The sequence below is a fragment of the Streptomyces sp. NBC_01546 genome (assembly GCF_045208355.1).
Lineage (GTDB): Bacteria > Actinomycetota > Actinomycetes > Streptomycetales > Streptomycetaceae > Streptomyces.
In genome coordinates this window covers 195,834-218,706 of sequence record NZ_CP109379.1, presented here as the reverse complement: position 1 = coordinate 218,706, position 22,873 = coordinate 195,834, and the positions used below count along the sequence as shown (strand labels likewise).

19 protein-coding genes and 4 pseudogenes are annotated in these 22,873 nt (G+C 69.2%); 12 read left to right on the top strand and 11 right to left on the bottom strand.

Features of this window, described 5'->3' with window-relative positions; all coding sequences use genetic code 11:
• Nucleotides 1–254: 254 nt before the first annotated feature.
• On the bottom strand, nt 255–440 hold the full coding sequence (locus OHA89_RS01075) for a DUF3732 domain-containing protein (RefSeq protein WP_406364912.1): 186 nt from the start codon (nt 438–440) through the stop codon (nt 255–257).
• A 570-nt stretch (nt 441–1,010) separates the two neighbouring features.
• Here OHA89_RS01075 and OHA89_RS01070 point away from each other — a divergent pair.
• From OHA89_RS01070 to OHA89_RS01040, 7 genes are read left to right on the top strand one after another with little or no spacing between them, the layout of a single operon-like run.
• Nucleotides 1,011–2,153, top strand: coding sequence for an inositol-3-phosphate synthase (locus OHA89_RS01070; protein WP_266617135.1), 1,143 nt, complete (start codon nt 1,011–1,013; stop codon nt 2,151–2,153).
• Nucleotides 2,153–3,085 carry an SCO3242 family prenyltransferase gene (locus tag OHA89_RS01065; protein ID WP_266388329.1) on the top strand — a complete coding sequence of 311 codons (933 nt, stop codon included), beginning with the start codon at nt 2,153–2,155 and terminating at the stop codon, nt 3,083–3,085. Before OHA89_RS01070 ends, OHA89_RS01065 begins: the two co-directional genes overlap by 1 nt.
• Complete coding sequence (locus tag OHA89_RS01060; RefSeq protein WP_266617132.1) at nt 3,082–3,924, top strand: sugar phosphate isomerase/epimerase; 843 nt, start codon at nt 3,082–3,084, stop codon at nt 3,922–3,924. Before OHA89_RS01065 ends, OHA89_RS01060 begins: the two co-directional genes overlap by 4 nt.
• Nucleotides 3,921–4,571 carry an EboA domain-containing protein gene (locus OHA89_RS01055; RefSeq protein ID WP_406364911.1) on the top strand — a complete coding sequence of 217 codons (651 nt, stop codon included), beginning with the start codon at nt 3,921–3,923 and terminating at the stop codon, nt 4,569–4,571. Before OHA89_RS01060 ends, OHA89_RS01055 begins: the two co-directional genes overlap by 4 nt.
• Nucleotides 4,571–5,419 carry a TatD family hydrolase gene (locus OHA89_RS01050; RefSeq protein ID WP_215150674.1) on the top strand — a complete coding sequence of 283 codons (849 nt, stop codon included), beginning with the start codon at nt 4,571–4,573 and terminating at the stop codon, nt 5,417–5,419. The genes OHA89_RS01055 and OHA89_RS01050 overlap by 1 nt, the downstream gene beginning before the upstream one ends.
• A gap of 6 nt (nt 5,420–5,425) precedes the next feature.
• On the top strand, nt 5,426–6,595 hold the full coding sequence (eboE, locus tag OHA89_RS01045; protein ID WP_266617128.1) for a metabolite traffic protein EboE: 1,170 nt from the start codon (nt 5,426–5,428) through the stop codon (nt 6,593–6,595).
• Complete coding sequence (locus OHA89_RS01040; RefSeq protein ID WP_266617126.1) at nt 6,592–7,980, top strand: nucleotide pyrophosphatase/phosphodiesterase family protein; 1,389 nt, start codon at nt 6,592–6,594, stop codon at nt 7,978–7,980. Before eboE ends, OHA89_RS01040 begins: the two co-directional genes overlap by 4 nt.
• A 364-nt stretch (nt 7,981–8,344) precedes the next feature.
• Here OHA89_RS01040 and OHA89_RS01035 read toward each other — a convergent pair whose 3' ends face one another.
• The 3 genes and pseudogenes from OHA89_RS01035 to OHA89_RS01025 form a co-directional block, all read right to left on the bottom strand.
• Nucleotides 8,345–10,960, bottom strand: coding sequence for a ferritin-like protein (locus tag OHA89_RS01035; protein WP_406364909.1), 2,616 nt, complete (start codon nt 10,958–10,960; stop codon nt 8,345–8,347).
• 511 nt (nt 10,961–11,471) lie between these two features.
• Entirely contained in the window at nt 11,472–11,633 is a 162-nt protein-coding gene (locus tag OHA89_RS01030) for a hypothetical protein (protein ID WP_266617122.1), read from the bottom strand.
• A 311-nt stretch (nt 11,634–11,944) separates the two neighbouring features.
• A pseudogene (locus OHA89_RS01025) lies at nt 11,945–12,253 on the bottom strand (transposase); the annotation flags it as partial.
• 224 nt (nt 12,254–12,477) lie between these two features.
• On the opposite strand from OHA89_RS01025, the gene OHA89_RS01020 reads away from it, so the two are divergent.
• Nucleotides 12,478–13,698, top strand: a complete 1,221-nt coding sequence (locus tag OHA89_RS01020) for an IS110 family transposase (RefSeq protein ID WP_406364908.1) — start codon at nt 12,478–12,480, stop codon at nt 13,696–13,698.
• A gap of 47 nt (nt 13,699–13,745) precedes the next feature.
• Here the strand turns inward: OHA89_RS01020 and OHA89_RS01015 are convergent.
• Both OHA89_RS01015 and OHA89_RS01010 read right to left on the bottom strand, forming a co-directional pair.
• Nucleotides 13,746–14,254: pseudogene (locus OHA89_RS01015) on the bottom strand (IS5 family transposase); the annotation flags it as partial.
• A 420-nt stretch (nt 14,255–14,674) separates the two neighbouring features.
• The gene (locus tag OHA89_RS01010; protein WP_266617118.1) at nt 14,675–15,235 is read right to left on the bottom strand and encodes a TetR/AcrR family transcriptional regulator; all 561 of its coding nucleotides are present in this window, start codon (nt 15,233–15,235) and stop codon (nt 14,675–14,677) included.
• Between the two features lie 115 nt (nt 15,236–15,350).
• Between OHA89_RS01010 and OHA89_RS01005 the strand changes: the two genes are divergently transcribed.
• The 4 genes from OHA89_RS01005 (at nt 15,351) to OHA89_RS00990 (ending at nt 18,258) form a co-directional block, all read left to right on the top strand.
• Nucleotides 15,351–16,043 (top strand): SDR family oxidoreductase, encoded by a 693-nt coding sequence (locus OHA89_RS01005; protein WP_266617102.1) that lies wholly within the window; start codon nt 15,351–15,353, stop codon nt 16,041–16,043.
• A 140-nt stretch (nt 16,044–16,183) separates the two neighbouring features.
• Entirely contained in the window at nt 16,184–17,209 is a 1,026-nt protein-coding gene (locus OHA89_RS01000; protein ID WP_266617100.1) for an NADP-dependent oxidoreductase, read from the top strand.
• On the top strand, nt 17,202–18,074 hold the full coding sequence (locus tag OHA89_RS00995) for an alpha/beta fold hydrolase (protein WP_266617098.1): 873 nt from the start codon (nt 17,202–17,204) through the stop codon (nt 18,072–18,074). The genes OHA89_RS01000 and OHA89_RS00995 overlap by 8 nt, the downstream gene beginning before the upstream one ends.
• A gap of 58 nt (nt 18,075–18,132) precedes the next feature.
• On the top strand, nt 18,133–18,258 hold the full coding sequence (locus OHA89_RS00990; protein ID WP_266617096.1) for a hypothetical protein: 126 nt from the start codon (nt 18,133–18,135) through the stop codon (nt 18,256–18,258).
• Between the two features lie 890 nt (nt 18,259–19,148).
• Here the strand turns inward: OHA89_RS00990 and OHA89_RS00985 are convergent.
• The 5 genes and pseudogenes from OHA89_RS00985 to OHA89_RS00965 all read right to left on the bottom strand — a co-directional run bounded on the left by OHA89_RS00985 (nt 19,149) and on the right by OHA89_RS00965 (nt 22,834).
• A pseudogene (locus OHA89_RS00985) lies at nt 19,149–19,917 on the bottom strand (transposase).
• A gap of 42 nt (nt 19,918–19,959) precedes the next feature.
• Entirely contained in the window at nt 19,960–20,583 is a 624-nt protein-coding gene (locus tag OHA89_RS00980) for a hypothetical protein (RefSeq protein WP_406364906.1), read from the bottom strand.
• A 97-nt stretch (nt 20,584–20,680) separates the two neighbouring features.
• Nucleotides 20,681–20,980 (bottom strand): annotated as a pseudogene (locus tag OHA89_RS00975) (transposase); the annotation flags it as partial.
• A 167-nt stretch (nt 20,981–21,147) separates the two neighbouring features.
• Nucleotides 21,148–21,681, bottom strand: a complete 534-nt coding sequence (locus OHA89_RS00970) for a hypothetical protein (RefSeq protein ID WP_266617090.1) — start codon at nt 21,679–21,681, stop codon at nt 21,148–21,150.
• Nucleotides 21,682–21,967: 286 nt separating this feature from the next.
• Nucleotides 21,968–22,834, bottom strand: a complete 867-nt coding sequence (locus tag OHA89_RS00965; RefSeq protein ID WP_266617088.1) for a hypothetical protein — start codon at nt 22,832–22,834, stop codon at nt 21,968–21,970.
• Between the last annotated feature and the right edge of the window lie 39 nt (nt 22,835–22,873).

The following is a 22,873-nucleotide window of genomic DNA, read 5'->3' as shown; positions in this document are numbered from 1 at the left end:
GGCGGAGCTGGTGCCGGGCAGGACACAGCCCTCACCGGCTACCGCCAGTGAGGGACCCGCTCAAGGCCTGAGCCGGTCCTGCTGCACGTCGAAACAGACCAGCCCCGTGGACTGCGCCACGGCGCCGCGTAGGCCGACGCTTCCTCGGCCATGCTCCACTGCATCGGGAAGTAGATCAACGGCCCGCCCGCTTCGCCACTCGCATTAGATCCGGCCGTGCCGGTCGGCACTCTCTGCCGGCGGCGGCGGTGTCATCAGTCGAGCCAGTCCAGAGGGATCAGGGCGGTGCGGTTGCCTTCGGCATCGGGGCGCCAGTTGCCGATGACGGCATCTTGGAACCAGCCGTCGGGCAGCAGGTTCGCATGGTCGCAAACGATGATCTGAAGCGCTCCCCGGTCAAGCCGTACCACGTCGCTGAGGAGCTCGAAGTAAGCGGTCACCGTGCGCCGAAACCGAGCGTCGACTCGCGGACATCGCCATCGGCATGACGGCCTGGGCCAAGCGACTCAACCTCGGGGGAGCTGCAGACGCCTTCGAAGTGGGGGTCAGCCTGACGCCCCACTGCGGGTGCGGCAGGTGTGCGAGGCACGTGGCCGTAAGCCGCCCTGCGTCTCCGGAACCTGCCCGCTCACCTGCGGCAAGCGGCAAGCAGGCCCGGCGAGCGGGACCGGATCCGCCGGTTCGACGTACGCAGGCGCGATCGGCCCGGGCGGACTCATCCATGAGCATTGTTGCCGCTTGACCTGCTGCGATGGCCTTTGGGGCTTCCGTAACGCCGACAGCCCGTCACGTTTCGTTGCGCTTCAGGTCCGCCTCGATCGCGTACGCGTCACCACCTACGACTGGAGGTCTTCAGGTGCTTGTGCGACTCGGCGGCAGGGTCGCGCGACCACGGGCCACGGCACCAGCACAAGAGGAACATAGGTACCAAATAGACATGGAGTCGGGCCTTATCCCGTAATGTCAGAATTACGAATCGTCAAGAGTCGGCGCCTTTAAGGAGGCAGCCTGTGTCCCTTCACGCCAATGGGTCCGAGCCCGAGGCCGGATCCCGGACTGGAGTGTGGTTCGTCGGGGCCCGGGGCTCCGTCGCCGTTACGGCGGTTGCGGGGTGCGCCGCCGTTACCGCCGGGCTGCTGCCGCCGACCGGCATGGTTACCGAGACCCCGCCGTTCGCGGGGAGCGGGCTGCCCTCCCTGTCCTCGTTCGTCTTCGGAGGGCACGACACGGCAGGCGACCCGCTGTCCAAGAAGGCGGAGTCGCTGGCCTCTGCGGGAGTGCTGCCACACGGTCTGCCGTCAGCGGTGCGCGCTGAACTTGACGCCGCTGACGCGGAGATACGGATCGGCGGACCGCTGCCTGCAGACCCCCGAGGCGACGAGGAACTGATCGCGGGCTTCGCGGCCGACATCGCCGGCTTCGCGAGCCGATGCGGTGCGGCTCGCACGGTCGTGGTCAACGTCGCCACCACGGAGCCCGCGCCCGCTGCGGGCGACGCCCCTCTGCCCCCCAGTTCGCTGTACGCGGCGGCCGCGCTGCGCGCCGGATGCCCCTATGTCAACTTCACGCCGTCCCTGGGCCTGCGTCACACGGCGCTGCGCGCGGCGGCCCGCGACGCGGCGGTGCCCCACGCGGGCCGGGACGGCAAGACCGGGCAGACCCTACTCCGGGCCGTGCTCGCGCCCATGTTCCGGCAGCGCGCACTGGACGTGCGCGCCTGGTCCGGAACGAACCTGCTCGGCGGAGGGGACGGCGCCGCGCTGGCGGACCCCGGGGCTGCTGCCGCCAAGAACGCCGGCAAAAACCGGACGCTGCACGACACCCTCGGTTCGCTGCCCGAAGGAAAGGTGCACATCGACAACGTGCCGGTGTTGGGGGACTGGAAGACTGCCTGGGACCACATCGCCTTTGACGGCTTCCTCGGTGCGCGGATGTTCCTGCAGACGATCTGGCAGGGCTGTGACTCGGCGCTGGCCGCACCCCTGGTCCTCGACCTGGTGCGGCTGCTTGCCCGCGCTCACGAGGCGGGGATCACGGGCCCACGCCCGGAGTTGGGATTCTACTTCAAGGATCCCGACGGCGGCTCCTCGGCGCTGGCCGACCAGTACACGGCCCTGCTGGGCTTCGCCGAGCGCCTGCGGGAGCCACGGTGATGCCGGCCGACGGCCGGGGAACCGCCGCGCGGCCTGCGTCCCGGCTGCGTGCCTGGGCAGAACTCCTGAGAGTCTCCGCCCTGGTCACGGTTCCGGGTGATGCGCTCGCCGGGGCGGCGGCCACTGGGGAGCGGCCGACCCGCGGTACCGGGCTCGCGATGGGCGCCTCACTGTGCCTGTACGCGGCAGGGATGGCCCTCAACGACTGGGCGGACCAGAACGAGGACGCGACCTGCCGACCGCACCGCCCGCTCCCCTCCGGTCGGATCAGGCCGGGCACCGCGCTCGCGGCCTCGGCTGGCCTGACAGCGGCCGGCCTGGCGCTGGCTCGCCAGGCGGGCCGCGAAGCCGCGCGGACCGCGGCGGTCCTCGCGGCCACGGTGTGGGCGTATGACCTGGGCCTGAAGCGGACCAAGGCAGGTCCGGCAGTCATGACGGCAGCCCGCTGCCTGGACCTGCTCCTGGGCGCCGCGGCGACGTCCCGCTCAGGAACGCGGGCGGCGCTGGGCCCGGCGGCCGCCCTGGGAGCGCACACCTTCGCCGTCACGATGGTCTCCCGCCACGAGGTGCTGGGCGGCTCGCGGACCGCCCCCCTTGCCGCGCTCGGCACGACGGCAGTGGTGGGGATCGTGACGAGCCGTCGGCGCGGACTCGGGCGGCGTCGGAGCCGTTCCCCCGAGGGCCCCACCCGGGCCGGGCTCGCGGCCGGGTTGGCGGCCGGGTTCGCGGCCACGGTCGCGGGGCCGTTGATCCGTGCAGTGCTCGACCCCTCGCCCGCCCGCACCCGGCAGGCCGTCGGTGGCGGGATCCGGGCGATGATCCCGCTGCAGGCTGCACTGGCGGCGCGGGACGGATCGGTCGGTGCCGCGGCGGCCATCATCGCCCTGGCGCCGGCCGCGCGGAGGCTCTCACGGAGGGTCAGTCCGACATGAGCCTGCGACTCGGCTACGGCACCAACGGCCTGACCGACCTCAGGCTCGACGACGCCCTCGTACTCCTCGCCGACCTGGGCTACGACGGGGTTGGGCTGACCCTCGACCACATGCACCTGGACCCGGCAGCCCCCGATGCGCTCGCCCGTGCCCGGCAGGTGGCGCGGCGCCTCGCGCGGCTCGGCCTCGGCGTGACCGTCGAGACCGGCGCGCGCTACATCCTCGACCCTCGGCGCAAGCACGGACCCTCTCTGATCGACCCCGACCCCGAAGCGCGCGCCATCAGGACCCGGCTGCTGGTGACCGCCGTGCACATCGCCGCCGAACTCGGGGCGCACGCAGTGCACTGCTTCAGCGGCACCGTGCCGGACGGAGCGGATGGCGACACCTCGTGGAAGCGGCTCGGCCAAGCGCTCGAACCGGTACTCGCTGCGGCGGAACGCGAAGGGCTATCCCTCGCCGTCGAGCCCGAGCCCGGCCACCTCCTCGGCACCCTCGCCGACTTCCACCGCCTGCGCGCCGACCTCGGCGACCCGGATGTCCTTGGCCTCACCCTGGACATCGGGCACTGCCAGTGCCTCGAGCCCGAGCCGCCCGCCGACTGCGTGCGGGCCGCCGCACCCTGGCTGCGGCACGTTCAAATCGAGGACATGCGCCGCGCGGTCCACGAGCATCTGCCCTTCGGCGAAGGCGAGATCGACTTCCCGCCCGTCCTCGATGCCCTGAGCACCGTGGGCTACCGGGGCTTGACCGTTGTCGAACTGCCCCGGCACTCGTACATGGGTCCGGACCTCGCCGAGCGCTCCCTGCGCTTCCTGCGAAACGGAGGCACATCGTGACCACCCCACCGGCAATCACGAGAGCGGCAGCGGACGAGCCGTTCACAGCCCTCGGCGAGCGGCTGCCGCCCGCCGCCCGGGTCTGGCTCGATGCTGCCCTTGCCGAGGCGGCCACACCCGCAGCCCCGGCCGGACACCGGCGGAGCCTGCCAGCCTGGGAGTTGCGCTTCGCCGAGGCCGGCCGCCGCTGCGGTTCGGAGGCCGCAGCCGACACGGCGCGCATCCTGCTGCTGCACACCGCAGGCGCCGGCGCCGCCACCGTGGCGCGGCTCTACCGCCGGGGCACCGCCGACGAACGCCGCGCCGTGCTGCTCGCCCTGCCCGGCTTGGAGCTCGCCCCTGCGGAAGGGCTGCCGCTCGTGGAGGACGCGTTGCGAACCAGCGACACCCGCCTGATCGCCGCTGCAGTCGGCCCGTACGCCGCCGAACACCTCGCCCCGCACACCTGGCGACACGCGGTCCTCAAGTGCCTGTGCACCGGGGTCCCCGTGGCCGCCGTCGCCGGCCTGGCCAGGCGGGCCCGCGGCGACGCCGAACTCGCGCGCATGCTCGCCGACCACACCGGCGAAAGCACAGCCGCCGGCCGCCCCGTACCCGTCGACCTGTACCTCGTTCAGGCCCTGACCACAGAGGCGGAGGCGCCCTGATGCGCATCTTCGACCCGCATATCCATATGACCTCCCGCACCACCGACGACTACGAGGCCATGCGCGCGGCGGGCGTGCGGGCCGTCGTCGAGCCCTCGTTCTGGCTGGGCCAGCCGCGCACCTCGCCCGCCAGCTTCCTCGACTACTTCGACTCACTGCTCGGCTGGGAGCCCTACCGCGCCGCCCAGTACGGCATCACCCACCACTGCGCGATCGCCCTCAACCCCAAGGAGGCCAACGACCCACGGTGCGTGCCCGTCATCGACGAACTGTCGCGCTACCTCGTCAAAGACCACGTCGTCGCCGTCGGCGAGATCGGCTACGATTCCCAGACCCCCGCCGAGGACACCGCGTTCGCCGCCCAGCTCCAGCTCGCCCACGACCACGGGCTTCCCGCCCTCGTCCACACCCCACACCGGGACAAGCTCAACGGCCTACGCCGCACCATCGACGTCGTGCGCGAGTCGGCCCTCCCTCCGGAGCGGGTGCTGCTCGACCACCTCAACGAGACCACGGCCAAGGAGGCCAAGGACAGCGGCGCCTGGCTCGGCTTCTCCGTCTACCCGGACACCAAGATGGACGTGGACCGCATGGTCGCCGTCCTCAAGGACTTCGGGACCGAACGCGTCGTGGTCAACTCCGCCGCGGACTGGGGTAGAAGCGACCCCCTCACGACCCGCAAGGTCGGCGATGCCATGCTGGGGGCCGGGTTCGGCGAGGACGATGCCGACCAGGTGCTGTGGCGCAACCCCGTGGCATTCTACGGACTGAGCGGACGGCTGAGCCTCGACCGCGGCAGACCGGACGCCCCCTACGAGGGCAACTCCATCCTGCGCGGCGAGGAGTAGGCCCCCGTGCGCTTCCGCCACCCCAACGGCGACGTCGTCCACCTCGCTTACTGCACGAACGTCCACCCGGCCGAGACCCTCGACGGGGTGCTAGCCCAACTCCGCGACCACTGCGAGCCGGTGCGACGGCTGCTCAGGCGGGACCGGCTCGGCATCGGCCTGTGGCTCTCCAGCGACGCAGTCCGCACCCTGACCGCGGACTCCGCCGCCCTGCGCCGACTGCGCTCCGAACTCGACCGGCGCGGCCTCGAGGTCGTCACCCTCAACGGCTTCCCCTATGAAGGGTTCGGCGCCGCCGAGGTCAAGTACCGCGTCTACCGGCCCGACTGGACCGACCCCAGGCGTCTGGCCCACACCGCCGACCTGGCCAGGCTCCTCACCACACTGTTGCCGGACGACGTCGCAGAGGGCACCGTCTCGACTCTCCCCGTCGCCTGGCGCACCCCCTTCGACGCGGCCCGGGCGCGTGCCGCCCGTGCCGCCCTGGCCACCCTCGCGGAACGGCTCGCCACCCTCGAGGCGGAGACCGGCCGCCGCGTCCGGGTGGGCCTGGAGCCGGAGCCCGGCTGCGTGATCGAGACCACTGCCGAAGCCATCGCACAGCTCACCACCGTCCCCGGCGACCGCATCGGCGTCTGCCTGGACACATGCCACCTCGCCACCTGCTTCGAGGACCCGCGCACCGCGCTCAACGCTCTCCAGGCCGCCCGGATCCCCGTGCCCAAGGTCCAGCTCTCCGCCGCGCTGCACGCCGAGCACCCCTGTCTGCCCGAAGTACGCGAGGCCCTCGCGGCATTCGCCGAGCCCCGCTTCCTACACCAGACCCGCACCCGGACCGCCGCCGGGCTGCTCGGCACCGATGATCTCGCGGAGGCGCTAGTCGGCGGCGTCCTGCCGGACGATTCGCCGTGGCGCGCGCACTTCCATGTTCCCCTGCACGCGCCGCCCTCCCCTCCGCTGACCTCCACCACCGACGTGCTCCGGGACACCCTGGAACATCTCATCGGCGGCCCGGCGCCGCTGAGCCGCCACCTCGAGGTCGAGACCTACACATGGCAGGTCCTCCCCTCGGAGCTGCGCCCCGACGGCCCCGGCCAGCTCGCCGACGGCATCGCCGCCGAACTGGCCTTCGCCCGCGACCTCCTTGTCGACCTGGGCCTCAAGGAGCTGCCATGACAGGTCACCGCCCGCCACGGCCCCTCCTCGTCCTCGACGTCGCGGCCCTGACCCCGCGCCTACTCGACTGCATGCCCCGCCTCGCCACGCTGGCCCGGTCCGGTTCATGGGCGCACCTGGGGACGGTGCTGCCCGCCGTGACCTGTGCGGCACAGTCCACCTTCCTCACCGGCACGCTCCCAGCGGAACACGGCGCCGTGGGCAACGGCTGGTACTTCCGCGAACTCGGCGAGGTGCTCCTGTGGCGTCAGCACAACAGACTGGTCCGCGGCGACAAACTGTGGGACGCGGCCCGGCGCGCCTACCCCGGCTACACCGTCGCCAACGTCTGCTGGTGGTACGCGATGGGCGCAGAGACCGACATCACCGTCACCCCCCGCCCCGTCTACCGCGCCGACGGCCGCAAGGAGCCCGACTGCTACACCCGCCCGCCCCGGCTCCACGACGAGCTCACCCGGGCGCTCGGCACCTTCCCCTTGTTCCGCTTCTGGGGACCGGGCGCGGGCATCGAATCAAGCCGCTGGATCGCCGAGGCCACCCGCCACATCATGCGCTGCAGCGCTCCGGACCTCGTTCTGTCCTACCTGCCGCACCTCGACTATGACCTGCAACGGTATGGCCCCGACGACTCGCGCTCCCAGCGGGCCGCCGCCGAACTCGACTCCGTGATCACCCCGCTCGTTGACGACGCCGAGGCCGAGGGCCGCACCGTCGTCGTCCTGTCCGAGTACGGCATCACCCCTGTGAGCCGCCCGGTCGACATCAACCGGGCCCTGCGCCGCGCCGGACTGCTCGAGGTGCATACCCAGGAGGGCATGGAGTATCTCGACCCTGCGGCCTCACGCGCCTTTGCGGTGGCCGACCACCAGGTAGCGCACGTCTACGTGCGCCGTCCGGAGGACTTGGAGGCTGCCCGCGGGGCGCTCCTGGCCCTCGACGGCGTGGAACGACTCCTCGACGACCGGGGCAAGAAGGACCACGGCCTGGACCACCCGCGCTCGGGTGACCTGGTCGCCGTGGCCGAGCCCGGCGCCTGGTTCACGTATTACTACTGGCTGGACGACGCGGCCGCCCCGGACTTCGCCCGGACGGTAGAGATCCACCGCAAGCCCGGCTACGACCCCGCCGAGCTGTTCTTGGACCCCCTCGATCCCTGGGTGAGAGCCAGGGCGATGTGGGCGCTCGCCCGCAAAAAACTCGGCATGCGCTACCACATGGCAGTCGTACCCCTCGACCCGTCGCCCGTCCGCGGCAGCCACGGCCGCCTGCCTGAGGACCCCGATGACGGGCCGGTCATCGTGTGCTCGGCTTCCGGTGCCGTCTGCGGTCGGGTCGAGGCCACCGATGTGAAGCCGCTACTCCTGCGGCTAGCGGGCCTCGGGTAGCGCGTACCCGGCCCACCGGGAGCCCGTTGCCGGGACAGCGGGCCTGCGGGTTTCCTCGCCCCAGGACAAAGACACGTGAGGATTCGTCTCCGGCCTGCGCGACGACGCACTGCCCACAGCGGGCCCGGCGCATGCCGCTGCTCGTTGCATCGTGGTCGGCCTCGCCGTTCTCCTGCTGACCGCGGTATCCGATCGGTGCCGGTGGTTTGCGCCGCTGCTGTCGGCGGTGGCGCCGGAGGGGCTCTGGCCTGCGGCCCCGGACGCCGCACCAGGAGTCCGGGCCTGGCCGGGCAATGCTCCGGCCAGGCCATGGACCCACATGCGCGAGTGGCGGTCGTGGAGGTGGTGGCCGCCTGGCGCCGCGTCAGAGCTGGAAGCTCGGCCCCAGGACGGTATCGGCGCCGGGAGCGGACGGGTGCTGGAACAGCTCCTTGGCGCGGACCTCGACGGAGTACATCAGCGAGACTGCCTCCTGTAGGTGCTCAGGGTGCCCGTTGAAGACCCGGTCCAGGGCCCCGAGGAGATCACCGTACGTCCGGTCGCTCAGCTCGGACGCGAGCCGGCCGGGGGAGTCCTGCGGAATCGCGGACGTATCGGGGTCGTCCATCACCGGGTACACGCCGTCCGGGTCGAAGGGGATCTCCTCGCCCTCGAACACCCATGCGCCGTCCTTCTGGATCAGGCGTCTGCCTCTGACGACCTGCTGGAACCGGTAGTAGTGGGAGGGCTGCCCCTGATACTCGGGGTTGCCGATGGTGCCTTCGCCCTGATGGATGATCTCGTAGATCGCGGAGTGGGCGGTGGCAACGTCGTACACCCTGTGGAGGTTCCCCGGCGCCTCGCCGGGCCAGTTCAGCACCTGGGGCCTGTCCCTTCCTGTGAAAATGCCGTCCCCCATCTCGCTGATCTTTCTGGCCACCTGTGTGTAGAGCCACCCGATGGTGAACTCCTCGAACTCCGCCTCCTGGAAGAAGGTCCTCAGTGGGGAGAACAGATGGGTGTCCAGATCCTCCGCCGAAATGGCCTGAGCCATCTTGACAGTGTTGTTCTGGGGCGACTCGTAGTGGTAGGACGTGACCTCGCCCAGCTCGTTGAGCTCGATCCGCTCGGGGACGACTGGCTCTGGATAGCGCGTCCTCGCCTTGGTGAGAGGTCGCTCGGGCTTCTCGATCCCCATGAACACGTCGCGGATCTGCTGGATCGAACACCGGCGCAGCGAGACGACGAGGTCGGGGAGTACGCCGGCGGGCAAGTGGTTCGGGTAGGTCGGCACGAATCCCGGCCGACCGATCCGGGGCTTCCCGCCCAACGCGGTCAGGAGGTTGGCTACCAGGGTCATGTGCAGCATCTCCTGCATCACCACGCCCCGGATGATCTCGGCCACCTCGCGGTTACTGCCGGGCTTGAGGGAGAACAGCGCGTACAGGTACGGCGGAATGGTGGAGTGCTCAAGTTCGAGGGCGAGCTGGAGTGCGTGGCGCAGGTCATCGACGTTCCGGAGCGCCAGGAAGGGGGGCCGCTCCTGGCGCAGCCACCTCACGATCGCGTCCCGCTTGCCCGGCGACAGGTCGCGGGTGACCGGCATGTGGCTCGGTGAATCCATGGGCTCGGTGAGGACGTGCTGCAGGCGGTGCTTGTACTTGACGACGTCGTGGTAGTTCGCCAGGTCGAGTACGTCCCGCATCACCGGGTACAGGTTGGCGTACTGCTGGAGGATCGGCTTGACGTCGGGGATCCAGGCGATGTCGGCCGGCTCCTTGTACTCGTCCCAGACCAGCACGTTGAGCTGGTCTTCCTTGAGCATCACGGTCCCGCTGCCGCTCGAGTACTCCGGGCCGTAATCTACGTTGTAGACCTGTCCGTCGATATAACCGCGCGGGTTGCCCGGGTCGGTCGCCGCCAGTCGGACCGTGGCCTGCCCTCGCTGATCGGTGGTTACGGACTGGATCGGCTGGAGCCCGCCTTGCTCGCCCATCGCGATCGGCGGTGCGACCAGCGAGTTGTCGTCGGAATGCCGTTTGGCGTCTTCCATGGCGGCGTTGCCGAAAACGATCTTGACGTTGGCGGCCGGCTCACCGAACCGGGTGGCGTGGACGGTGGTGGCCGGGCCCTCCCCCGCCTGCACCGGCGGGTAGACACGGAAGACGACGTCGTCGGCGCGGGCGAAACTGGCGTCGCTGTTCTCCTCCAGCAGCACGGTGCCGTCGAGAGTCCTCAGGGCGAGCCGACGGTCCGAGAACGTCGCCTTGCCCTGCCCGAGTTGGATGGTGGCGATGCCCCCGCGCTCGGTGAGGAACCTGTCGTCGAGGGGGCCGAGCTGAGCCAGCACATCCGGCTCGCCGCCGCCCTTCGGCAGGGCCACCACCTGAAGGAGGCCGATGCTGTCGAGGGGAGGGCCGCCGGGGGTACTGGTGGGGACGCTGTTGCCCAGATCGATGTGCAGCCGGTCCTGCCCGTCGATGCGGCACGGCGCGTCCATAAGGGGTCCGCCCTCGGCTGGGCTGCGCAGTCGGCGCGCCGCGGTGAAGTGCCGGGGCTCTCCGGACGCGGTCGGCCCGATGGAGCCCACGATACGGCCCGTGCCGAACCGCGGCGAGTCCCAGTCGGCTTCGTAGCCGTCGAGCATGAACTTGATGGACAACTCGTCATCGGCCGTGCTCTCCACCAGTTCCTTCAGGAACGGCGACGACCCCGTGTCCGTCTGGTCAGGGCTGAGCCTGATGACGGACTGGTAGGCGGCGGAGTACCTGTCCAGGCCTGTGGCCTGGGGGCAGCGCGCCCACAGGTCGACGAACGAGGCGTGGCGGAAGTCCCCGTACAGCACCTGCCGCTGCCCGCTGTCGAACAGCCGAAGCCCCAGGCCCCAGATCTGGGAGACGCCCTGCTGCACTGGGTCCAGATCCTGGATCTTTGCGCTGACGCGATCGCCGTCGTCCATCAGGGAGCCGCCAACGACGGGCTCGATCGCACCGGACGTCACCAGGCGGCCATCCGCCCCCACGACGCTGGTCACCCTGCAGCCGCGCAGGCGGAACGAGGCGCTTCCCCGTGGATTCCACCAGCCGTCCTTCGCGGACCGACTGCGTCTGTGAAAACGAGGTTGGAACGTGTCGTTGTTGAAGTGCCTTGGGTCGTTGTTGACGGTGGAAGGGTCGAAAACGAACCTTCCTGAGAAGTGCAGGCGCGGGAACTGAAGATAACTCAACGGAAACTCCGTTCGGACGCGGGAGGCTTACCGGACACGTATCCGGTGTTGGCCAGGATGGGCGGTGCGGAGACTCGGCGGTGGCAGGCGCCCCGTTCATGCCTCGCCCGGCGGTCAAGGAATCAAGCCGAACGGGTGAGGCTTTCGTGGAATTCCCCGACATCCCGGGGAACGCCTGGCAAGGCGCCAGAAACGCTCGTGGAACGGCCAGCCCTACCGCCTCCCCGCCCGCCACAAGACGGGCACCAGACCCCGGAGAGTCAGCTGAATAGCCAGGTCAGGGTCCCTACGGCCGAGCAGCAACGGCATCAATCCCAGACGCCCGCAGCTTGCGGGCCAGGAATTCCATCTCGGGCATCGTGCCTGAGTGCGCGCCCGCCACGACCTCGCTCAGCACGGACTTGACGTCAGCCAGACCAATGCCAAGTTCTGCCCGCAGAACGCGCATGATCGCAGCGTTCCTCGCCGATGGATCCACCTGGAGGCGCGCTGGTCCATGCTCGGCGAGCAGTCGGCCCCGCAGTTCGGCAGACAGGTCACCACCGCACGAAGCCACCGCAAACCCACAGGCTGGACACCTGGACTCCGTGTCCCAGCGCAAAGAGCCGTTCACCAGGGCTTGGACACCCCAGCACTCCAACTCCGCACCGCAGTCCTGACACCCAGTCGAGTACCTGATGGACTCGAAGACCGTCTGCTCCATCCCCACCCCTTCAAGAAGATGAGGTTAAACGCAATGCCGTTGACTTAGACCGTGTCCTATGTGGTGGGGCGGAGGAGGCGTTTGTAGCAGCAGAGGGCTGCGGCGAGGCCGAGAAAGGCCAGGTAGTCGCGGGGGTGGCGTTCGTAGCGGTGGTTGAGTCGGCGGTAGCCGGTCAGCCACGACATGGTCCGCTCGATCACCCACCGGCGCCGACCGAGTCGCTCTGATGACTCGACACCCTTGCGGGCAATGCGGACGCCGATCCGCTTGCCGCGTAGCCATTTCCGCAGTTCAGGTATGTCGTAGGCCTTGTCGGCGTGGAGCCGTTGGGGTTTGAAGTGGCGGCCGTTGTGGGGGTCGTGTCTCCTTACGTTGTTCCTGGGCTGATTCCGGTCACTCGTAGGATCGGAAGGCCCAGGGATGCTGGGTGTGGCTGCGTGTCTCCAGCCCGGTGGTGGCTTCAAACGATTGGCCGCCTGGCATCCGGCGACGACTCGACCACTCATTGGGATGCGCGCGACAAGATTGCTTGGTAAGGACACGTTGGCGAAGTCGTCTGTTGGGACAAACGCACGCAACGACTTCGGAGGTGGTCGTGCCCGAGCTGTGGGCCGGTACAGACGCGGGCAAGGCCGAGCATCACTGCGTGGTGATCGGCATCGACGGCAGGCGGAAGCTGTCGAGGCGGGTGGCCAATGACGAGACCGGCCTGCTCAACCTCATCGGTGACGTCCTCGCACTGAGCGAAGGCGCGCCAGTGACCTGGGCGATCGATCTCAACGCCGGCGGCGCCGCGCTGTTGATCGCGCTGCTGGCCGACCACGGGCAGCAGGTCTTATACATACCGGGCCGCACCGTCCACCATGCCGCCGGCTCCTACCGGGGCGAAGGAAAGACGGACGCGAAGGACGCATTCGTCATCGCGGACCAAGCCCGCATGCGCCGCGACCTCCAGATCATGCGCCGTGGTGATGAGATTGCTGTGGATCTGCGCATCCTCACCTCGCGCCGCCTGGACCTGGCAGCTGACCGAACCAGAACGATCAACCGGCTACGGGCCCAGATGCTGGAGTACTTCCCAGCCCTGGAGCGGGCCTTCGACTACAAGACCTCCAAGGCCGCGTTGATACTCCTCACCAGCTATCAGACCCCGGCCGCACTTCGTCGAATCGGCAACAACAGGCTTGCAACGTGGCTGAAGAACCGCAAGGTCCGCAACTACAAAGCCGTCGCGGCCACCGCGCTCGAGGCCGCCGAGGCCGCCGAGGCCCAGCACACCACCGTTGCCGGGGAGAAGGTCGCCGCCGCGGTGGTGGCGAAGCTGGCGAAGGCGGTGATGGCCCTCGATGAGGAGATCGCCGAAACCGACGCCCTGATCGAGAGCCGGCTTCACGACCACCCACAAGCCGAGGTCATCCTGAGCATGCCTGGTGTCGGCCCCGTCCTGGGCGCGGAGTTCATCGCGCATACCGGTGGCGACATGGCCGTTTTCGGCACGTCCGACCGCCTTGCCGGTGTCGCCGGCCTGGCCCCTGTCCCCAAGGATTCCGGCCGTATCAGCGGCAACATGCGCCGACCACGGCGCTACTGCCGACGCCTCATGCGTGTCTTCTACATGTCCGCTATGGTCGCCGCCCGATGCTGTCCTGTCTCGAAGGCGTTCTACGAGCGCAAACGAACCGAAGGAAAGAGCCACAAGCAGGCCGTCATCGCTCTCGCACGCCGCCGCTTGAACGTCCTGTGGGCCCTCATACGCGACGGCCGCACCTTCGAGATCGCCGCACCATCAAACTCCCTCGTGCTGGGCTGAACCCTCACTGCGAGTCACCAGCCGAGCTTGACAACTCCATTGGGAATCGTTTGGTGACCGAGCACCATGGGCTTCAGAGCTTGGCTGTCGTGGGTGTTGGCGGCCGAGAGACCGACGAGGAGAGGCAGTCCTGCCGCGTCCGACAGGACGTGCATCTTGGAACCCGGCTTGCCCCGGTCCACGGGGCTCGGACCTGTGAGTCCGCCCCCTTTTTCGCCCTCACGTGTGCGGAATCGAGGACCGCTCGGGAGAGATCGAGCAGGCCGGCGTCGTCGAGCCGGTGCAGGATCTCCTCGTGCAGCCGACCCCAGACTCCAGCTCGCGACCAGATCAGGAATCTGCGGTGGGCTGTCGACTTCGATATCCCGAAGCAGGGCGGAAGAGCCCGCCAGGCACAGCCACTGACCAGCACATAGATGATCGCGGCGAACAGCGTCTCATCAGGCGTGTCCTGAGTCCCGCCACCCTGCGACCGCACTCTCGACGGTGGGATCAACGGCTCCGCGATCTCCCACAACCCGTCCGGAACAATCCAACTCCACGTACCCCGCCCTATACCAAGGCCAACGACACCTCACCACATAGGACACGATCTAAGCACCGACGTTGCGTGCGGCAGGAAAGAACGGTGGTGGCGGAGCTTCAGACGGGGGTGGTCGTCGCTTCTTTGTGGTTGGTGTGGTGGGGGGGTGTGTGTGGGGGTGGTGGTGTGGTGGTGTGGGTGGGGGCGTGGCGTGCAGCGGTGGCGTGCGGGGTCGTTGGTGGGGGTGATGTCCGGTGTTGGCGCGCCTGGTTTCCCGGCTCGCGGGCGCACGGTCCTGCAACCATTTTTCAGGCATTAGAAATTGGCAGCCAGTTAGTACGTCATGGGGGCGCCTGCTCACACAGGCCGTCGGCGGCTTCTCCCACTGCCTCCGCCAGGCCATGGACGCCTCGTCGCCCAGTGCCGTCGTGTGCGCCCGCGCCGCGCCCTTGATCAGCCTGCTTCGGTCAAGGCTGCGTGCGCGGCGGCGAGGATCTCCTCGGAGAGTGGGGAGCCGTTGGTGGCCCGGGACAGGACCAGCGCTCCGAACAGGGTGCAGAGGCGGACGATGCCGTCCTGGTCGTCGGTGGCGAGGAAGTCGGCGAAGTCGGTCACCCCCTCGGTGTAGACGCGACGGGCCTCGCGCCCCCCGCCCTCGCGCGCGATGTCGGTGGCGAGGGCTGCGACCGGGCAGCCGTCCGCCGGGTCGTCGCGGTGCTCGACGGAGAGGTAGGTGTCGATCAGTGCCTGCTGGGCGGCTTCGCGTGGTCCGTCGTGCCGCTCGAGCCCGGCGCTGTAGCGCTGGGTGAGCTCGGCGAAGGCGTGGGCGGTGGCCTCGTCGACGAGCGCCTCCTTGGAGGCGAACTGCTTGTAGAACGCGCCGTGGGTCAGACCGGCCGCCCTCATCAGGTCGGCGACGCTGACCTGCGTGCCCTGCTCCCGAAACAGCCGAGATGCGGTGTCCACCACTCGCCTGCGATTTTCCTCCGCCTGTGCCTGCGATACGCGGCCCATGACCACCTCCCACTTGGATGTCGACTGGCATCTATCGTAGACCCATGTTTAGATTGAGTTCATAATCTAATTTGTTGCGGGTGGCCGACGGCTCCCGCCAGGACCAGGAGCGAGCATGGAACTGAAGAACACGGTCGCGGTCGTCACCGGCGCCAACCGAGGGCTCGGGCGGCACCTGGCCGCCCAGCTCGTCGAGCGCGGCGCGAAGGTGTACGGCGCGGCCCGACGCCCCGAGGCGGTCGACGTGCCGGGCGTCATCCCGCTGCGCCTCGACGTCACGGACGAGGCGTCGATCCAGGAGGCCACCCGCGTGGCGTCCGACGCGACACTGCTGATCAACAACGCGGGCATCTCCACCGGCGTGACGCTGATCAGAGGCGACGTGGCTGAGGTGCGCCGGGAGATGGAGACCAACTTCTTCGGCCCGCTCGCCGCGACCCGCGCATTCGCCCCCGTCATCGAGGGCAACGGCGGCGGCGCCGTACTCAACGTCCTGTCCGCCCTGTCCTGGTTCCACCCGGCCGGCCTCGGCTCCTACGCGGCCTCCAAGGCCGCCGCCTGGGCGCTGAGCGATGCGACCCGTGAGGAGCTGGCACCGCGCGGGATCACCGTCTCGGCGCTGCACGTCGGTTACATGGACACCGACATGGCCGCCGGCGTGCCTGCCGATCAGAAGGTCGCCGCCGCCGACGTCGCAGCGCAGGCCCTGTCCGGCATCGAGACCGGCCTGCCCGAGATCCTCGCCGACGAGACCAGCCGGTACGTCAAGCAGAGCCTGTCCGCGGCGCCCCAGCCAAACGCGGGCTGACGCTCGCCCCTCCACTCGCGGGGTGGCCCGCGCCGCAGCCAGAAAAACAACACAAACTATTTCAAGAAGTACGGCGGCCATTCGGGATGCGCCCGCCGCCGAGATACCCGCCCCCAGAAACGCTTTGCTAGGAGTGCTCCGTGAAGGCCTTCGTCCTCGAGAGGTACGGCTCCCCCTTGCGGGAGGTCGAGATGCCCGTACCGGTCCCCGCCCCCCATGAGGTGCTCGTGCGCATGGTTGCGTCGGGCGTCAACCATGCCGACGAGCGGGTCCGCTCCGGCGAGTTCAAGGCAATCTTCCCGTTCCGGCTACCCAAAGTCATGGGCGGTGAGCTCTCCGGCGAGGTCGTTGAGGCCGGCTCCGCGGTACGCGACATCGCCGTGGGCGACCACGTGTACAGCTACGTCGACTTGGCGGCCACGGGCACCTTCTCCGAGTTCGTCGCGGCCGACGCCGCCACGATGGCACCCGTGCCCCGGTCGGTGAGCCTGGTCGAGGCCGCGGGGCTTCCAGTCGTCGCGCTCACGGCCTGGCAGGCCCTCGTCGAGATGGGCAAGGTGAAGAAGGGCCAGACCGTCCTCATCCATGGCGGGACCGGTGGCGTGGGATCGGTCGCGATCCAGCTCGCCAAGCACCTGGGCTGCACCGTCGCCACCACCGTCTCGACGGCGAACATCGCAGCCGCCCGAGAGCTTGGTGCCGACATCGTCATCGACTACCGCCACGACGACCTCGCGCAGAGCCTCGCCGGCACGCCCGTCGACCTCGTCCTCGACACCCAGGGCGGAGCCACGCTGCAGGCTTCCCTCGGTGTGCTGCGCCCCGGCAGCACCGTCATCGGCATCACGGGCCCGCCCGACCCGGCCTTCGCGCGGCGCGTCGGCGTCAACCCCGTCGTCCGGCTCGCCATCCAGGCCCTCAGTGCCCGTACTCGCCGCCGGGCACGCGCGCTCGGGGTCACCTACCGCTTCCTGTTCATCACACCCGATAGCGCCGCGCTGCGCCAGGTCGCCGGGCTGGTCGACGACGGGGTGCTGCGCCCGATCATCGACCGGGTGCTCCCATTCGACCAGACCCCGCGGGCTCTCGACGAGGCGCTCGCCGGCGGGACACGCGGCAAGGTCCTGGTCACCACCGACCCGACGGCGGTGACCAACCGTGGCTGAGTCCAACGTCCGTCCCCGCCCGACCACGTGGGCCACGGCGCCCAACCGCCGCATCGTCGTAGGTTCGAACACGCTCGTATACCGCGACCTCGGCCCCGAGAACGGCGTCCCGCTGGTCCTGCTCACTCACCTGGGCGCCACGCTCGACGAGTGGGATCCCCGATTTGTCGACGCGCTCGCCCGCGACCGCCGCATCGTCGCGCTCGACCTCCCCGGGGTCGGCGGATCCACCGGGCGTGTCCCAGGCACCGTCGCCGCGATGGCGCGTGCGGCGGAGGGGTTCGTAGCCGCCCTCGGCCTGACCCAGATGGACCTGCTCGGATTCTCGCTCGGCGGCTTCGTCGCCCAGCAGGTGGCCCTCGATGCGCCGGGGCTCGTGCGCCGCCTCGTCCTGGCCGGAACCGGCCCCGCCGGGGGAGCCGGCATCGACCGTCCGACGGGTGGAGCCTACGTCTACTGGGACATGGCTCGTGCCGCGATGGCCCGCACCGATGCCAAGGAGTTCCTGTTCTTTCCCCGCACTCCAGCGGGGAAGGCGGCAGCCAAGGCTTACCTCGTGCGCTTGCGCGAGCGCGTGATGGACCGTGACGCCCCCATCACACTGTCGTCCTTTCACCGCCAGATCACCACCATCCGGGGCTGGGGCCGGGCTGAGCCGCAGGACCTCTCCCGCATCGGCGCCCCGACGCTCATCGCCAACGGCGACCACGACCGCATGGTCCCCACCGAGCTGTCCCACGACATGCACGCCCGCATTCCCGGCAGCACGCTGATCATCTATCCAGGGGCCGGGCACGGCGGCGTCTTCCAACACGTCGACGAGTTCGTCGACGCCGTGCGAGCCCACCTCCACACCGACAGCTGACATCGGCTCCTCCGCCCGCACCCTCAGCCTGGCCGACCTCGCCCTCCACCGGGCCGGGGTGGGCCTGTACGACGGCGGCACCCTCGTCTACGTGACCGCCCGCCCGGCTGGCGAGGACGCCAACGAGATGAAGCGCTTCGAGGCGACGGCCCAGGAATGGACCAGCCTCTACGCCCAGCCTTAAGCCGTAGGTGGTGGAGTCAGGTCCCGTCTGCGAAGGCGACCAGGTGGCGACCTGCGGTCTGGCGTGGGGGCGGGGGCGGTCATGGCGCTGCTCCTGAGGGCGGCTGCACTCCTCTGGCGGATCGGGGCCGGCCGGCACCAGCTGCGCACTCTTCAGCGATCCGCTGGAAGGCGAGGGGCTGATGCCCTTGAGGGCCTTCAGCGAGGGCTGCAGGCTGCGGCCACCCCAGCCGCCGCGCCCCAAGCTGCGCCGCCGCCGGCGAGGGACAACGCCGAGGCCGAAGGAGCCTGCGAAGACTATCTGGCCTGTGTGTACCGCCCACTACGGGCTTGAGTGGGCCAGGGATGAACCGGATTTGATGCAGGGCTGCCCGTATCCACCTCCGCACACGCGGAAGACCATCGAGCGGCGGAAGAAGGGGTGGCTGCCACCGGACTACGGACTGCGTGAGCTTCGCCATCTGCGCTGTCAAGCTGCGACACCACGGCCTCTTCCGCTTTGACCTGCGCATACCTGGTCTCTCGTGCAGTCAACGGGACAGGTCGCTGTGGTTTTGATGGTGACAAGTGATGACGCTTCTTGCGACTTGTCGCGGATCAGTGAAACTGAGCAATGGTCATGCTTCTGACCTGGGGTTGTGCAGGTTGGTTGAGTGGCTTGGTGCTGGGGTGGCTCATGGAATCTGCGCAGTGTCTGGGTGCGTCAGCCGTCTGACCTGCGGTGTTTTGTGGCCTGGCTGTGGTTGCTCAGGTTGGTTGAGCAGTGCGCAGTTCAGTGATCCTCGGTATGTGGCGTGCTCTCGGGGGCGGGGTTTTCGTCGAGCTAAGGGCTGTCCCGTAAGTGCTCTCTGGGCGGGTGCGGACGTGGCTGTTCGCTGTGCAGCCCGCTCGCTATCCGGCAAGGGCGAGGTTGTGCAGGCAGGCGATGCCGAGCATGGCGTGGTGGACGCCGTCTCCTTTGAGTCGGCAGTCGCGGAGGATCTTCCAGGTCTTCATGTGGGCGAAGACGTGCTCGACGCGGGCCCGGACCTGCTTGTGTGATGTGTTGTGGGCTTCCTTCCAGTCGGGCAGGTCTTCGCCCCTGCGGCGGCGGTGGGGCATGACGAGTCCGGTGCAGGGATAGCCGCCGTCAGCGATCGTGGTGGTCTTGCCGACGGCAGCTTTGGCGCCGGACTCCTCCCACGCCTTGCAGTCGTTGCGGGTTTCCGGGCAAGGGCCGGCCGATCAAGACCACGAGCCGGGTGTCGGCGTCAATGACCACCTGGTGGTTCGTGGAGTACCTGTAGTTCTTTGACTGCGCGGCGATGGCGTGGTCGCGGGTGGGCACCAGGGTGCCGTCCACGATGAGTACGGCGTCCTTGGCGAACCGCTTACGGGGCCGGAGCGCGAGCATCGGCCCGAGGTGCTCGATGATCCGGTGGGCTGCAGACTTCGAAACGCCGAACAGCGGCGCGATCTGCCGCATCGTCAAGTTCGTTCGCCAGTACGCCGCGACCAGCAGTGCCCGGTCCTCCAGCGGAAGGCTCCACGGCCGCCCCATGCATACACCGTCCGCGCCCTCGTGCCGCAGCACGGTCACCAGCTTGCCGAACTGGCGCGGGCTCAGCCCGGTGAACGGGGCTATCCAGGAAGGCTCCGACGCCGCAATCACACCAGCCATACCAAGATCGTCCCATTGGGTGATCAGCGGCTTGGGCCAGTCCTAGCCGCCGCTCAGCGGCGATCCCCATGCGGGATCGTGGCGCGGTCCTCTCGTCAGGTGGGTAAGCAGATGCTCCGCCGTACTGAAGACGGTGTCTTGCGGTGCTCCAACCGAAGTCAGGGCGGCGCTGAGCCTTGCCGGCGCCGACTCTGGCACGTCCGAGTCGGTAAGGAGGGGAAGGACCAGCAGGAGGCGGGCGGCCGCGTCCTCGACACCTTCGGCCGCGGGGGACGGGCTGTCGGCGATGCGGACCAGTTCATGCCACGTCAGCCCGGCCCCCGAAAGGACTCCTTCCCAGCTGGCGATCTGCTGGGCGTGGCTCCGGCCTGGATGAGTGAGGAGGTAGTCGGTGCCGTAGTCGCCGACCAGGTTGCGGTAGATCACCACAGCTCCGGGACCGTCTGCAGCCGGTACCCGAAACACCGGCCAGCGTTCGGGATCGAAGAGGACCTCGGACAAGGCATCGGTATCGGCGCCGTCATCGCCGAACCACTCCGGAACAGGACGCGCAGCGCTCGACCCATCGCCGCACATCGCCATGAGGTAGTTCGACCAGAAGCCCGGGCGGGCCAGCAGTGGCTCGCCCGCAACCAGCGGGCCATCGCCATATCCCTTGATCAGCACACTCGGATCCTGTCACCAGCCACTGACACGCCCCGATCCGGGATCGGTGTGGAGGCGCCGCCCAGTTACGGGACAGCCCTTAGGCTCAGCTTGTGATTTATTCGGTGCGGCGTGGTTTGGTGCCGACCTTGTGGTGAGCCGGTCGGCGGTATGACTCGCCGGTGACCAAGAGCAGGCCCACGTCGTAGCGATTCGCGGGGCGGCGGTTCTTCGAGCCGAGCGGGCGCCCGGGGCCGGGGCGAGCGGGTTTCGGCACTGCGGCCGGCGTTGAGGTTCTGGCGTGCAGGTGTCGGAACCCGCGTCGGACTCGGGCCGGGGTGAGCTTGTTCGGCTCTGCCGGTTTCTCCCACGGCCGTCGCAGGTCGGTGGTCAGAAAACGGGCGAGGCGAAGCTGGGTGCAGGGTTCGCCGCGAACGGCAGCTCGGACGACGGCCGGCAGCGGTTCGTCAGCACGGCGATCTCGCCCATCTACGCCGCCCAGATCCTCCAGCTCAGGAGGCTGGTGCGACGGGTCGTGTCTTTCGGATCAGGCCGGGATCGCCCGGCACCGCGCCGCGGGCGACGTCAGTCGGGGAAGGAGAAGTAGAGCGCCTCGCTGTAGAAGGACGCGAAGTGCCTCTCCCAGTCGGCTCGGACCGAGGCCAGCCAGTCGTCGTTCTGGCCAGCGATCGCCGCCTCGGCATTGGCGACGGCGTCGGGGATGTCCTCGGACGCCAGACGCCGCACGCTCGCTGCCGGATCGTCGCCCGACATCGAGACGATCTCCCCGGTCTCGAGGACGAAGTACTTCGCCTGCTGCTTCTCGAGGTGGGCCGTGGTCCTGGCAACGCATTCGGCGAACTCGGCGTAGTCCTCCAGGCCCTTGCCGACCGAGCGCAGGAGGTCGCGGAGCAGGGCCGCCCCGCCGGCGTAGTCCGCGGCGATGCCGATCGGAGGGTTCCAGATCATGGACGGGACGATCGTCGTTCCGCGCCCCACCATGAGCTTGTGCGCGAGCGGGATGTCCCAGTTGTGCTCGGATATGCATCGGATCCGCTTGGGGATCTCTGCCTCGTTCGGCATCGAGTCCGCGGAGTAGAGATATGAACGGTTTGCCATGGTGGCGACGCTAACACCGGGGACCGACAACGCTGGCCCGTCGGAATCCTGCCTGTGGTTCGTCGAGGGCAGTGAAGACGAACAGATGAATCCGGAAGCACACGGGTACCGGCTGGCGCTGGCAGCCCGCTGACCACTGCCGCAGACCGGCGCCTTCGTTTCACTGCAGGGCGAACTCGATGAAGGTGATCCGCACCTATCTTCAGGGCCCGTGACGGAGACCTTCTGCGCGGCTTGGGCTCGATGGTGAATCCACCAACACCCCCGTAGGTGGAGCCGGGCCCGGTCAGCTGCTCGGAGGCGCCGTAGCGAGAGCCGAGTGTACGGCGGCCGTCTTGGCGTCCTTGGACTTCTTCTCCGCGGCCAGCGCATCCGCGTTCTCTGCGATGATGTTCCGCTGGCGCTCGGCCTCCACGGCCGCCCACACACCGATCACGTTGACCCGCGCCTTGCATTCTACGTCCGCGACGGCGGTCCGCTGCTCGCCCTCGCCCAGAGCGGGCCCCGCGAAGGCGGCGGCGCCGATGGCCGCCATGGGGTCCGGGAAGTCGAACCCCTTCCCCCTCATGCAGGCCGACCACCTCCGGTTCACCTCGCGGACGCGGGGATCCTCTTTGGATTCTGCGTAGCTGCGCAGGCCCAGGTCTCGGGCGAAGCGGAGCCGGGCCTCGTCCTCCGGCGAGGAGATCTTCCCCTTGGCCTCGCCGACGCACCCACCCTCCGGGGGCTGGGGTTCTCCCCCGTCCCCGCCGGTCCCCTTCAGGAGGAATAGGTCCCGGGGCGACGGTTGCGCCTCCGGCGCTTCGGATGCCGCGCCGGGCATGTGGTAGCCGTGCTCGGCCGCCATCGCCCCGTCCGTCAGCCCGTACCGCCGCTCGTTTTGGGTACGCGGGCCGGCAAATTCACCCAGCGGGGGCGGGGCGTAGGCGGATCCCAGTCGCCGCATGCAGCTACGGAGCAGGACCCGGTACGCGCTCACCTCCTGTTTCGTGTCCTCCTGCGACGGCAGATACGCGTCGAGCGGAAGGACGAGCGCGTCGCTGCTCGTGAGCGGGGGCGGCGCGAATCCGGACGCCGAGGCCGACACCCCGCCCGGCTGCGCTGACGCGGAGCAGGCGGACGCTGCGGCGCCCGCGAGCAAGAGGAGGGCCACAGCACGAGTGGAGCGGGAGAACAGCACGGGAGTCCTTGG